The organism is Microbacterium sp. cx-55 (genome assembly GCF_021117345.1).
Taxonomy (GTDB): Bacteria; Actinomycetota; Actinomycetes; order Actinomycetales; family Microbacteriaceae; genus Microbacterium.
The window spans coordinates 1,498,123-1,511,013 of sequence record NZ_CP088261.1 but is presented as its reverse complement, the minus strand read 5'-3'; the positions used below and the strand labels follow the sequence as shown (position 1 = coordinate 1,511,013).

Annotated in this window: 12 protein-coding genes; 5 read left to right on the top strand and 7 right to left on the bottom strand. The window is 68.0% G+C overall.

The window, feature by feature from the left end; all coding sequences use genetic code 11:
* Positions 1 to 3: 3 nt before the first annotated feature.
* The 6 genes from LQ938_RS07045 to sufB are packed head-to-tail and all read right to left on the bottom strand — an operon-like array spanning position 4 to position 5,228.
* A complete protein-coding gene (locus LQ938_RS07045) occupies positions 4 to 1,173 on the bottom strand; it encodes a MalY/PatB family protein (RefSeq protein WP_223721317.1) in 1,170 nt (389 codons plus the stop codon).
* Between the two features lie 8 nt (positions 1,174 to 1,181).
* A complete protein-coding gene (locus LQ938_RS07040; protein ID WP_223721318.1) occupies positions 1,182 to 1,511 on the bottom strand; it encodes a metal-sulfur cluster assembly factor in 330 nt (109 codons plus the stop codon).
* 9 nt (positions 1,512 to 1,520) lie between these two features.
* The gene (gene sufC, locus LQ938_RS07035) at positions 1,521 to 2,291 is read right to left on the bottom strand and encodes a Fe-S cluster assembly ATPase SufC (protein ID WP_223721319.1); all 771 of its coding nucleotides are present in this window, start codon (positions 2,289 to 2,291) and stop codon (positions 1,521 to 1,523) included.
* Positions 2,292 to 2,302: 11 nt separating this feature from the next.
* Positions 2,303 to 2,632: a non-heme iron oxygenase ferredoxin subunit gene (locus LQ938_RS07030; protein WP_223721320.1), complete on the bottom strand. Its 330-nt coding sequence runs from the start codon at positions 2,630 to 2,632 to the stop codon at positions 2,303 to 2,305.
* On the bottom strand, positions 2,629 to 3,810 hold the full coding sequence (sufD, locus tag LQ938_RS07025) for a Fe-S cluster assembly protein SufD (protein ID WP_223721321.1): 1,182 nt from the start codon (positions 3,808 to 3,810) through the stop codon (positions 2,629 to 2,631). Before sufD ends, LQ938_RS07030 begins: the two co-directional genes overlap by 4 nt.
* Entirely contained in the window at positions 3,810 to 5,228 is a 1,419-nt protein-coding gene (gene sufB, locus LQ938_RS07020) for a Fe-S cluster assembly protein SufB (RefSeq protein WP_223721322.1), read from the bottom strand. The genes sufD and sufB overlap by 1 nt, the downstream gene beginning before the upstream one ends.
* Positions 5,229 to 5,477: 249 nt before the next feature.
* On the opposite strand from sufB, the gene LQ938_RS07015 reads away from it, so the two are divergent.
* Both LQ938_RS07015 and LQ938_RS07010 read left to right on the top strand, forming a co-directional pair.
* Positions 5,478 to 6,413: a COX15/CtaA family protein gene (locus tag LQ938_RS07015; RefSeq protein WP_374197457.1), complete on the top strand. Its 936-nt coding sequence runs from the start codon at positions 5,478 to 5,480 to the stop codon at positions 6,411 to 6,413.
* A 120-nt stretch (positions 6,414 to 6,533) separates the two neighbouring features.
* Entirely contained in the window at positions 6,534 to 6,926 is a 393-nt protein-coding gene (locus tag LQ938_RS07010; protein WP_223721323.1) for a dinucleotide-utilizing enzyme, read from the top strand.
* A 65-nt stretch (positions 6,927 to 6,991) separates the two neighbouring features.
* Here the strand turns inward: LQ938_RS07010 and LQ938_RS07005 are convergent, their stop codons facing one another.
* The gene (locus LQ938_RS07005) at positions 6,992 to 7,918 is read right to left on the bottom strand and encodes a heme o synthase (protein WP_223721324.1); all 927 of its coding nucleotides are present in this window, start codon (positions 7,916 to 7,918) and stop codon (positions 6,992 to 6,994) included.
* Positions 7,919 to 8,055: 137 nt separating this feature from the next.
* Between LQ938_RS07005 and tkt the strand changes: the two genes are divergently transcribed.
* From tkt to LQ938_RS06990, 3 genes are read left to right on the top strand one after another with little or no spacing between them, the layout of a single operon-like run.
* A complete protein-coding gene (tkt, locus tag LQ938_RS07000) occupies positions 8,056 to 10,155 on the top strand; it encodes a transketolase (RefSeq protein WP_223721325.1) in 2,100 nt (699 codons plus the stop codon).
* Positions 10,152 to 11,258 (top strand): transaldolase, encoded by a 1,107-nt coding sequence (gene tal / locus LQ938_RS06995; RefSeq protein WP_223721326.1) that lies wholly within the window; start codon positions 10,152 to 10,154, stop codon positions 11,256 to 11,258. The genes tkt and tal overlap by 4 nt, the downstream gene beginning before the upstream one ends.
* Positions 11,255 to 12,877 carry a glucose-6-phosphate isomerase gene (locus tag LQ938_RS06990; RefSeq protein ID WP_223721327.1) on the top strand — a complete coding sequence of 541 codons (1,623 nt, stop codon included), beginning with the start codon at positions 11,255 to 11,257 and terminating at the stop codon, positions 12,875 to 12,877. Before tal ends, LQ938_RS06990 begins: the two co-directional genes overlap by 4 nt.
* Positions 12,878 to 12,891 lie beyond the last annotated feature (14 nt).

Genomic DNA, 12,891 nt, shown 5'->3' with positions numbered 1-12,891 from the left:
CGCTCAATTCGAACGGTGTGCGACGAGCGCGCCGATCCGCTCGATCGCCTCCGTGAGCACCTCGGGGGCGCACCCCAGATTGATACGCACGTGCCCGGTACCCTCGGCCCCGAACGCCGGACCGTAGTGCAGGGCGACCCGGGCGTCGCGGAGAATTCGCTTGGCCGGATTCGGGCCCCACCCGAGCGCGGACAGGTCGACCCACGCCAGATAGCCGGCCTCCGGCACCCGGTACACGGCTTCCGGCAGATGATCGCGGAGCAGATCCTCGAGGAGCCGGCGGTTCCGATCGATCGAGACGAGCAGCGAATCGAGCCAGGCATCGCTCTCCGGCGAAAATGCGGCTACTCCGGCGAGGGCTCCGAAAAGCCCCGTCCGCCACTCCACCTCTTCCGGAAGGGCTCGCACGACCGCTGTCGTGGCGTCGTCCGCGGTGACCATGATCGCGCACTTCAGACCGGCCAGATTGAACGCCTTGCTCGCCGACACGACCGCGTAGCCGACGCGCGCCGACACAGCGGATGCGGCGAGGAACGGCGTGAACTCGGCCTCCGCGTGGGTGAGCGGCGCATGGATCTCGTCACTCACGACCGTCGCGCCGTACCGGTCGGCCAGCTCCGCGAGCGCAACCAGGCTCTCCCGCGAATGCACGGTGCCCGTGGGATTGTGCGGGTTGCACAGCAGAACCGCACGAGCTCCCCCGGCCAGCGCCGCCTCGATCCCCTCGAGGTCGAGGCTCCAGCCGTTCGGGCCGCGGCGCAGCGGCACGCGCTCGGCGACCGCACCCGCCTCCGGGACGCACTCGAAGAACGGCGGGTACACCGGCGGAGTGACCACGACCCGATCCCCGGGCACGGTCACGCGGCGGAGGATCTCCACCACGCCGGAGATGACGTCGGCCGTCGTCCGCATCCGTGCAGGATCCGGCGACCAGCCGAAGCGACGCTCGGCGAACCCCGCGTAGGCGGAGCGGATGCCGGAGTCCTCGGGCGTGTACCCGGTGTCGCCGAGAGCGACGGCTCGCATGAGCGCCTCGGTGATCGCGGGCGCCAGGGCAAAGTCCGTCTCGGCGACGAACAGCGGCAGCACATCGTCCGGGTACGTCCGCCACTTCGTGCTCTGCCGCTCCCGGAGCTGCGACAGCGGCAGCGCCTCGAGAGGCTCAGCGCGCACGGACCTGCTCAGATCGCGAAGCCGAGGGCGCGCATCATGTCGCGCCCGTCGTCGGTGATCCGTTCCGGGCCCCACGGCGGCATCCATACCCAGTTGATGCGGAACCGATCGACGACGGAGTCGAGCGCCTGCGCCGTCTGCTCCTCCAGCACGTCGGTCAGCGGGCAGCCGGCCGAGGTGAGCGTCATGTGGATGATGAGAGCGTCGTTCTCGTCGTCCCAGGCCAGGTCGTAGATGAGGCCGAGGTCGACGACGTTGATCCCGAGTTCCGGGTCCATGACGTCTTTCAGGGCCTCGGTGACGTCGTCGTACTTCTCGTTCGTGAGAGTCGCGGTCATGGCGCGAGTCTACGCGTCCGCGTCGGCGACGGGCTCGAGGAATCGGTCGTATCCCTCGTTCTCCAGCCGCTCGGCCAGCTCGGGCCCGCCCTCTTCCGCGACGCGTCCCTTGACGAGAACGTGCACGAAGTCCGGCTGGATGTAGCGCAGGATGCGCGTGTAGTGCGTGATGAGCAGCACGCCGAGATCGCTCGACGACTTCGCACGGTTGACGCCCTCGGACACGATCTTCAGCGCGTCGACGTCGAGACCCGAGTCGGTCTCATCGAGCACGGCGATGCGCGGCTTCAGCAGCTCCAACTGGAGAATCTCGTGGCGCTTCTTCTCTCCGCCCGAGAAGCCTTCGTTGACGTTGCGGGACGCGAATTTCGCATCCATCCGAAGGTCCTTCATGGCGGACTTGACGTCCTTCGTCCAGGTACGGATCGAGGGAGCCTCGCCGTCGATGGCGGTCTTCGCGGTGCGCAGGAAGTTCGTCACCGTCACGCCCGGAATCTCCACCGGGTACTGCATCGCGAGGAACAGGCCCGCGCGGGCGCGCTCGTCGACCGTCATGGCGAGGACGTCCTCGCCGTCGAGCGTGATCGAACCGCTCGTGACCGTGTACTTGGGGTGGCCGGCGATCGTGTAGGCGAGGGTCGACTTGCCCGACCCGTTCGGGCCCATGATGGCGTGCGTCTCACCCGTGCGGATGGTCAGCGTGATGCCGTTCAGGATGGGGGTGACGCCCTCATCGGTCTCGACCGTCACGTGCAGGTCGCGGATCTCCAGGACAGACATGGTGTTCCTCTTCAGTTGACGTTCTTGGTCACGGCCGGGTCGATGAGCACATCGTCCCCGTCGATCGTGACCGCGTAGACAGGGACCGGCTCGTACGCCGGCAGGTTCAGGGGGTGTCCGGTGCGGAGCGAGAATGCGGATCCGTGCGCCCAGCACTCGAGCGTGTCGCCCTCGACGAAGCCCTCGGACAACGAGATGTCGCCGTGCGTGCAGACATCGCCGATCGCATGCACTTCGCCCTCGCCGTCGAGCACGACGGCCATTGCGACACCGTCGATCTCGACCCGGCGGGCGGTGTCCTGCTCGAGTTCGCTCAGCCCGCAGACGCGCACCGCCGTCACCGAAGTTCTCCCTCGGCGAGCTCCGCCTCGATGCGCCCGACGAGGCCGTCCTCGAGCTCGGGGATGCCGATCTTCTGCACGATCTCCATCAGGAATCCGAGGACGACCAGGCGGCGCGCCTCGTCTTCACCGATTCCGCGCGCCTGCAGGTAGAACAACTGCTCGTCGTCGAACCGACCGGTCGCGCTCGCATGTCCGGCGCCGCGGATGTCGCCGGTCTGGATCTCAAGGTTCGGGATCGAGTCGGCACGGGCGCCGTCGGTGAGCACGAGGTTGCGGTTCGCCTCGTACGAGTCGGTGCCGACCGCATACGGTCCGATCAGCACGTCGCCGATCCAGACCGAGCGGGCGGTGTCGCCCTGGAGCGCTCCCTTGTAGAGAACGTCGCCGGAGGTCTGCGGTCCCTTGTGGAACATGTAAACCTGGCTCTCCAGGTGCTGACCCGCATCCGCGAAGGAGAGGCCGTAGAGCTCGCCGCGTGAGCCGGAACCGGCGAGTTCGACGCTGGGGTTCACCCGCACGACACCTCCGCCGAAGCTGATGACGATGTGCCGCAGTCGCGCATCGCGGTCGACGCGGGACTGGTGCGCCGAAAGGTGCACCGCATCGTCGTCCCACTCCTGCAGTGTGAGCACCGTCAGGTCGGCGCCATCACGGACGATGATCTCAACGTTCTGAGCGAATGCCGCCGCCCCCGCGTGGCGGAGGATGACAGTCGCGCGGGAGTTCGTTCCGGCTTCGATCACGAGGTGCTGGTGCGCGCGTCCGCCGACGCCGCGAAGGTCGATGACCGACGGTTCGTCGAGTTCTGCGTTCGCCGGAACACTGAGGTACAGCGCCTCCGCGGAACGCGACCAGGCGATCGCGGCCGAGATGTCTTCCGGGCGGAAGACCTCGCCGCGGGGCGCCGCGCCGATGGCGAGACCGGCTGCCGCCAACGGCCCGGAGACGCTGATCCCGACGGCCCCCCCGTCACCCGGTGCGTCGTCCAGCAGGCGCTGCACGCGGGCGATGGGCGTGTGCTTCCAGTTGACCTCGCGGCCGGTCGGCGCGCCGAAATCGGACGGATCGAAGGAGCGCAGTCGCTCGGAGCGGGTCTGCACGGGCACGAATGCCGCGGCAGGATCGATGTGGCCCTCCGTGTGCGTCTCCGCGGGGGCCTGAGTTGCCGAGCTCATCAGCCGACGGATCCTTCCATGCCCATCTCGATGAGCTTGTTGAGTTCGAGTGCGTATTCCATCGGCAGTTCGCGCGCGATGGGTTCGATGAACCCGCGCACGATCATCGCCATCGCCTCGTCCTCGGCCAGGCCGCGGCTCATGAGGTAGAAGAGCTGCTCTTCGCTGACCTTCGAGACGGTGGCCTCGTGACCGAGCTGCACGTCGTCGACGCGGATGTCGATCGCCGGGTAGGTGTCCGACCGCGAGATCGAGTCCACCAGCAGCGCGTCGCAGCGCACCGTGTTGGCGGAGTGATGGGCGTTGGCGTCGACGCGGACCTCGCCGCGGTAACCCGCACGACCTCCGCCGCGAGCGATCGACTTCGAGACGATCGACGACTGCGTGTAGGGCGCCATGTGCACCATCTTCGCGCCGGCGTCCTGGTGCTGACCGGGCCCGGCGAAGGCGACCGACAGCGTCTCGCCCTTGGCGTGCTCGCCCATGAGGTAGATGGACGGGTACTTCATGGTGACCTTCGAGCCGATGTTGCCGTCGACCCATTCCATGGTCGCGCCTTCATGGGCGATCGCACGCTTGGTCACCAGGTTGTAGACGTTGTTCGACCAGTTCTGGATCGTCGTGTACCGAACGCGGGCGTTCTTCTTCACGATGATCTCCACGACCGCGGAGTGCAGCGAGTCGCTCTTGTAGATCGGCGCCGTGCAGCCCTCGATGTAGTGCACGTACGAACCCTCGTCCGCGATGATCAGCGTCCGCTCGAACTGACCCATGTTCTCGGTGTTGATCCGGAAGTAGGCCTGCAGCGGGATCTCGACGTGCACGCCCTTCGGGACGTACACGAAGGAACCGCCCGACCAGACGGCCGTGTTCAGCGCGGCGAACTTGTTGTCACCCGCGGGGATGACCGAACCGAAGTACTCGGTGAAGAACTCGGGGTGCTCGCGGAGGGCCGTATCGGTGTCCATGAAGATGACGCCCTGCGCTTCCAGATCCTCCTGGATCTGGTGGTAGACGACCTCGGACTCGTACTGGGCCGCGACGCCCGAGACGAGGCGGGAACGCTCCGCCTCCGGGATGCCGAGCTTCTCGTACGTGTTGCGGATGTCTTCGGGGAGATCCTCCCAGGACTGCGCCTGCTTCTCCGTCGAACGCACGAAGTACTTGATGTTCTCGAAGTCGATGTCACTGAGGTCGGCGCCCCAGGTCGGCATGGGTTTGCGTCCGAACAGCTGGTACGCCTTCAGGCGGTTCTTCAGCATCCACTCGGGCTCGGCCTTCAGCGCCGAGATGTCGCGCACGACGGCTTCGGTCAGGCCGCGCTTCGCGCTGGCACCGGCCGCATCCGCGTCGTGCCATCCGAATTCGTACACTCCGAGGCCCGCAAGCTCCGGTCGATCGATCAGCACATCCGACATGGTGTGTCACTCTCCTCTTAGGGCCCAACGGTGTCATCCGTGCCGGCATTCCGTTTCGCGCGAGTTCGCGAGGGGATGCCGCTTCCGGCCCGATCAGAAGGCGCAGGCTGTGCACCTAAACTGTCAGTGATGCGGAACGCGTTGGCGTCGCATCCCGAACCCCTTGATTCTACAGGTACCGCCCCCTCGCCGGGCGGCGGCGCCGGGTCGCGAACCCGAAGCGCGACCGCATTTCGGAAGGCGCGAACAATGGCTGCCGGTACGCAGACGAACGACCGAACCGGCGCGCTCGCGCGCTTCGCGGGATGGCTTCCGGACCGGGTGGACACCCGCATCCGCGTGTTCGCGTGGATGTCCTTCGTCGCGGAAGTGCTCATCATCGGCACGGGTGGCGCCGTGCGGCTCACGGGATCCGGGCTCGGCTGCCCGACGTGGCCCACGTGCACCGCGGAGTCGATCGTCAACACGCCCGAGATGGGCATCCACGGAATCATCGAGTTCGGCAACCGGACGCTGACCGGACTCGTCGGCATCCTCGCCGTGATCGTCGTGGTCCTCCTCTGGCGGATGCGGCGGGAGCGCCGCGATCTGTTCGTCCTCGCCGCGATCGTGCTGCTCGGCATCCTCGCTCAGGCGATCGTCGGCGGCATCACCGTCCTGACGGGCCTGAACCCCTTCATCGTCGGGTTCCACTACATTGCGTCGGTCGTGCTCGTCTGCGTCGGCGCCGCATTCCTCGCCCGGATGGACGAGCCCGGCGGAACTCGCCGGCTCACCGTGCCGCGCGGGTTCGCGATCGCCACGCACGTCACGACGCTGGTGCTGGCGGTCACCGTCGTCGTCGGTGTGCTGACGACCGGCGCCGGTCCGCACTCCGGCGACGCGGCGGCGGCCCGCAACGGGTTCGACGCCGAGATCCTCGAGCACGTGCACTCGTGGCCGGGGTACACGCTGTTCGCCCTCACGCTCGTGCTCACCGCCCTGGCCTGGCTGCGCCGCTACCCCGTGCGCCGCTGGCTGACCGCCCTTCTCGCGGTGGAGGTCGTCCAGATCGCGGTGGGCCTCTATCAGGCGCGCAACGGCCTTCCCGAGCTGGCCGTCGGCGTGCACATGGTGCTCGCGGCGCTCACCGCCGCGACCATGACCGTCGTCGTGCTCCGGCTGAAGCGGGCGTCCGGCGAGTAGCCGAACGGCCTTGCGCACACAGCGGATGCATAGGCGACGCATCGCGCGCACCAGGAACGGCCGGGCAGGGTGGCGGATGGCGCGGCAACCGTTGCCGCCCGTTTGAGGAGTTCGCCCCACATGAACACACGTCCCCGCCTGACACGCAGCATCCCCTTCTGGGGCCTCGTCGTGGGATCCGCCGCCAGCATCGGCTTCGGCGTCTGGCTGACGGTCGACAAGCTCACGGTCATGGAAGCGAAGCTGCTCGACGGCAGCGCCACCGGTGTCGAGGTCTACGGAGGCCAGGCCTGGGTCGTCTTCGCCGCCGCATTCATCGTCGCGGGACTCGTCGGACTGATCGCCGCGCTCGCGCTCGGCGCCGCGAAGACCTTCACGGCACGCCCCGTCGAGGTCGTCGAGGCCATCTCCTGGCAGCAGGAGGAGCCGGAGGTCGAGATCCCGGCCGACGAGCCCGTCGTCACCGCCCCGGCGTCCGAGGCACCGACCGAGTCGGAGCCCGCGAACCGCTGAACCACCGCGGGAAACGAGAACGGCGCCGGTCAGATGACCGGGGCCGTTCTCGTTGGTTCAGAGACTCAGAACGGAAGCAGCGGATCGATCGCGATCGCCACGAACAGGAGCGTCAAGTAGGTGATGGACGCGTGGAACACGCGCATGGGGCGGGGCTCCGTGCCGCGCACGGCGCGGTTGTAGAGGCGGTGTGACTCGTAGAGGAACCAGCCGCCGAAGACGACGGCGGATGCGGAGTACACGATGCCCATCGACGCCACCGGGATCAGCAGCACCGAGCACGCGACCGTCGCCCAGGCGTACAGGATGACCTGCAAACCGACCTGCGATCCCGAACGCGTCGCGCCGAGCATGGGGACGTCGACGTCCTCGTACTGCGTCTTGTACTTCATCGACAGCGGCCAGTAGTGCGGCGGCGTCCACAGGAAGACCAGCAGGAAGAGGATGGCGGGTGTCCACGAGAGCGATCCGGTGACCGCACTCCAGCCGATCACGACCGGGAAGCAGCCCGCGATGCCGCCCCAGACGATGTTCTGCTCGGTGCGCCGCTTGAGGATGATCGTGTAGACGACGACGTAGAAGAAGATCGCGGCGACCGAGAGCGATGCGGCCAGCCAGTTCGTCGTCAGCAGCAGCCAGACGGTCGAGACGACCGCGAGGGTCCAGGCGAAGATCAATCCGCCACGCGGCGATATCTCACCCGTCACGAGCGGGCGGTTCTCGGTGCGCTGCATGTGCGCATCGATGTCGCGATCGAGGTACATGTTGAAGGCCGCCGCGGAACCGGCGCTGAGCGATCCGCCGACGACGGTCGCGAGCACGAGCCAAAGATTCGGGAGGCCGTTCTGCGCCAGAATCATGACCGGAACGGTCGTCACCAGCAGCAGTTCGAGAACCCGGGGCTTTGTCAGCGAGATGTAGGCGCGGACCGTGCGGCGAAGGGAATGGCGTACCTCGGATGCGTCGAGCGTCGCACTCGTCGTGATGTCCATCTGCCCCGCAATCGCCCCGCTGTCACGTCCCTCCAGTCTATGCTGAAACAACACACGCGCCCCGCCCCGGCCCCCGCACGCACCGACGTGATGGGAATCCGGAACGGCGCGGCGCTCCTCTTCTGAAAGGCGGTCCTGTGGCCGATTTGCGTTGGGATGAGATCGATGAGCGCGCCGTGGACACGGCCCGAATCCTCGCGGCCGATGCCGTGGAGAAGGTGGGCAACGGGCACCCCGGCACCGCAATGAGCCTCGCGCCGGCCGCGTACCTGCTGTACCAGCACGTGCTGCGCCACGACCCGGCGGATCCCCACTGGCTCGGCCGCGACCGGTTCATCCTGTCTGCGGGCCATTCGTCGCTCACGCAGTACGTGCAGCTGTATCTGGGGGGCTTCGGCCTCGAGCTGTCCGACCTGCAGGCGCTCCGCACCTGGGGTTCGCTGACCCCCGGCCACCCGGAGTACGGCCACACCAAGGGCGTCGAGATCACCACCGGCCCGCTCGGCCAGGGTCTCGCCTCCTCCGTCGGGTTCGCGTACGCGGCCCGCTACGAGCGCGGCCTGTTCGATCCCGAGGCCGCCGAAGGCACCTCACCGTTCGACCACTTCGTGTACGTCATCGCGTCCGACGGTGACCTCGAAGAGGGCGTCACGAGCGAGGCATCCTCGCTCGCCGGTCACCAGCAGCTCGGCAACCTGGTCGTCATCTACGACGCCAACCAGATCTCGATCGAGGACGACACCAACGTCGCCTTCACCGAAGATGTCGCGAAGCGCTACGAGGCATACGGATGGCACGTGCAGACGGTCGACTGGAAGGCCTCCGGTCAGTACGTCGAAGACGTTCCCGAGCTGTACTCGGCGATCGAGGCCGCCAAGGGCGAGACGGCCAAGCCGTCGATCATCATCCTGAAGACCATCATCGGATGGCCCTCCCCCGGCAAGCAGAACAGCGGCAAGATCCACGGTTCGGCGCTCGGCGCCGACGAGCTCGCCGCGACGAAGAAGGTGCTCGGGTTCGACCCGGAGAAGAACTTCGACGTCGCCGACGACGTGCTCGCGCACACCCGCTCGCTCGTCGAGCGCGGCGAAGCGGCGAAGGCCGAGTGGCAGACCGGATTCGACGCATGGGCCGAGGCCAACCCGGAGCGCAAGGCGCTCCTGGATCGTCTGCTCTCCGGCGAGCTGCCGGAAAACATCGCCGACGCGCTCCCCGTGTTCGCCGCCGGCAAGGAGGTCTCGACCCGCGCCGCCTCCGGCCAGGTCATCAACGCGCTGGCCGCCGAGCTCCCCGAGCTCTGGGGCGGATCGGCCGACCTCGCCGAGTCGAACCTGACGACCATCAAGAACGCGTCGTCGTTCATCCCGGAGGAATGGTCGACCCACGAGTGGAGCGGTTCGCCCTACGGGCGCGTTCTGCACTTCGGCATCCGCGAGCACGCCATGGGGTCGATCCTCAACGGCATCAAGCTGCACGGACCCACCCGGCCCTTCGGCGGCACCTTCCTGATCTTCAGCGACTACATGCGCCCGCCGGTTCGTCTGGCCGCCCTCATGAACATCCCGACGATCTTCGTGTGGACGCACGACTCCGTCGCGCTGGGTGAAGACGGTCCGACGCACCAGCCCATCGAGCAGGTCGCCACCCTCCGCGCCATCCCGAACTTCGCTCTCGTGCGTCCGGCGGATGCCAACGAGACGGCCGTCGTCTGGCTCGAGATGCTGCGCCGCCAGACCGGCCCGAGCGGCATCGCCCTGACCCGCCAAAACATCCCGGTGTTCGAGCGTGGCACGGGCGCCGCATCCGGTGACGAGTTCGCCTCGGCGAACCTCGCCACCAAGGGCGCATACGTTCTGGCCGAGGCGGCCAACGGCACGCCCGACGTGATCCTCATCGGTACCGGTTCCGAGGTCCAGCTCGCCGTCGAGGCGCGCGAGGCGCTCGCGGCCGAGGGCGTGCACGCACGGGTCGTGTCGGCACCGTCGCTCGAGTGGTTCGCCGAGCAGGACGAGGAGTACCGCGAGAGCGTGCTGCCGAAGGCCATCAAGGCGCGCGTGTCGGTCGAGGCCGGAACGGCGCTCAGCTGGCACGCCATCGTCGGCGACGCGGGACGATCCGTCTCGATCGAGCACTTCGGTGCGTCTGCCGACTACAAGACCCTGTTCCAGAAGTTCGGCATCACGACCGAAGCCGTCATCGCCGCGGCACGCGAGACGATCAAGGAGACCCACGCATGAGCACCCCCACCGAACAGCTCGCCGCCGCCGGAGTCAGCATCTGGCTCGACGACCTGTCGCGCGAGCGGATCACGACCGGCAACCTCGCTGCGCTGATCACCGAGCGAAACGTCTCCGGCGTCACGACCAACCCGACGATCTTCGCCGGCGCGCTGGCCAAGGGCGAGGCGTACGCCGAGCAGGTCGCCACGCTGGCCGCTGCCGACGCGAGCGTCGACGCGGCGATCTTCGAGATCACCACCGAGGACGTGCAGTCCGCATCCGACATCTTCCGTCCCGTCTACGACGCGACGCGCGGAGTCGACGGGCGCGTGTCGATCGAGGTCTCCCCCGACCTCGCACACGACACCGCGGCCACTGTCGCGGAGGCTAAGAAGCTGTGGGCCAAGGTTGACCGGCCGAATGCTCTCATCAAGATCCCCGCGACGAAGGCCGGCCTGCCCGCCATCACCGAGGTGATCGGCGCCGGCATCTCGGTGAACGTCACGCTGATCTTCAGCCTCGAGCGGTACGCCGCCGTGATCGACGCGTACCTCGCCGGCATCGAGAAGGCGCGCGACGCGGGCCTGGACCTCTCCACGATCCACTCCGTCGCCTCGTTCTTCGTGTCGCGCGTCGACACCGAGATCGACAAGCGACTGAAGGCGATCGATACGGATGAGGCGACCGCGCTCATCGGCCGGGCGGGCATCGCGAACGCGCGACTCGCCTACGAGCTGTTCGAGCGGGAGTTCGAGACCGAGCGCGCCACCTCCCTCCTCGCGGCGGGGGCGAACGTGCAGCGTCCGCTGTGGGCATCCACCGGCGTCAAGGATCCGGCGCTCCCCGACACGTTGTACGTGACCGAGCTCGTCGCGGCCGGCACGGTCAACACGATGCCGGAGAAGACGCTCGAGGCGACCTTCGACCACGCGGAGATCACGGGCGACACGATCACGGTCAACTACGCCGACGCGCACGACGTGTTCGACCGCCTCGCGGCGGTCGGCGTAGACGTCGTCGACGCGACGCAGGTGCTCGAGGACGAGGGCGTCGAGAAGTTCATCGTCTCCTGGCACGAGCTGCAGGGTACGGTCGCGGAGGCGCTGAAGGCCGCACGATGAGCTTCGACCTCCACCTCAGTGGACGGGTCCGTGACGTCGTTTCGGATACCCTTCCCGCGCTCGTCGAGAGCCTCGTCGCGTCGGGGATCACGGCGGGTGACCCGGATCTCTGGGGCGCCTCGGCGGCGGACGACGCCGCCGGGCGGCTCGGGTGGGTGCAGGCCGTCTCGGTCTCCCGTCCGCTCGTCGACGAGATCACGACGCTCCGCGACGTGCTTCGTGCCGACGGTGTGACCCGCATCGTGCTCGCCGGTATGGGCGGCTCGTCGCTTGCTCCCGAGGTGATCGCCCAGACCGCGGGCGTGCCGCTCGTGATCCTCGACTCGACGGCGCCCGCCCAGGTGCTCGCCGCCATCGACGGAGACACCGAGCTCGGCGGGTTGGCGCAGACCGCGCTGGTCGTGTCGTCGAAGTCCGGGTCGACCGTGGAGACGGATTCCGCGAAGCGCGCGTTCGAGACGGCCTTCCGCGACGTCGGGATCGATCCCGCGTCGCGCATCATCGTCGTCACCGACCCCGGTTCACCGCTCGAGGAGTCCGCGCGGGCAGACGGGTACACGGTCTTCACCGCCGACCCGACCGTCGGCGGGCGCTACTCGGCGCTGACGGCCTTCGGACTCGTTCCGACGGGGCTTGCCGGGGTCGATCTCGACGAGCTTCTCGATGAGGCGGAGGCGACGCTCCTCGAGGTCGCGATCGACGACGCGCGCAATCCCGCTCTCGTGCTGGCAGCCGCGATCGCCGGTGGCGAACCTCGCCGCGACAAGCTCGGTCTCATCACCGACGGAACGCACATCATCGGCCTTCCGGACTGGATCGAGCAGCTCATCGCCGAGTCGACGGGCAAGAACGGCACCGGCATCCTGCCCGTCGTCCTGCTGCCCGTGTCGCCGGAAGTCGAGAACACCCCGGACGATGTGCAGCTCGTTCGTTTGGTCGACGACGTGCACCACGATCATCTCTTCGAGCGTCACCACGGCGAGGTGCTCGTGAGCGGATCGCTCGGCGCGCAGTTCATCGTCTGGGAGTACGCGACGGCGATCGCCGGGCGGATGCTGGGCATCAACCCGTTCGATCAGCCCGATGTCGAGTCGGCCAAGTCCGCGACCCGCGCTCTCCTCGAGGCGCGGCCCGCTCGCGTGGCGCCCGCATTCACGACAGACGGCGTCGAGGTGCGGGTGTCCGACCCGGCGCTCGCGGCATCGGGAACCATCGCGGGCGTCCTCGACGCCCTGTGGGCGCAGATTCCGGCTGACGGCTACGTGTCCATCCAGGCGTACGTCGACCGGCAGGGACTCGCTCCCCTCCAGGGGCTCCGCGAGCTCGTCGCCGCAGATTCCGGGCGGCCGACCACGTTCGGCTGGGGCCCGCGGTTCCTGCACTCGACCGGTCAGTACCACAAGGGCGGCCCCGCGAACGGCGTCTACCTGCAGATCCTGCAGCAGGGCGAGGTCGATGTCGAGATCCCCGGCCGTCCCTTCACCTTCGGTCAGCTGATCGAGGCGCAGGCCGCCGGCGATGCCGCCGTCCTCGCCGAAGGCCACGGCCGTCCGGTCGTCACGCTCACCCTCACCGATTCCCAGGCCGATGTTCTCGCCCTGTTCGAAGCCGCTCAATAGGAGAAGATCGACCC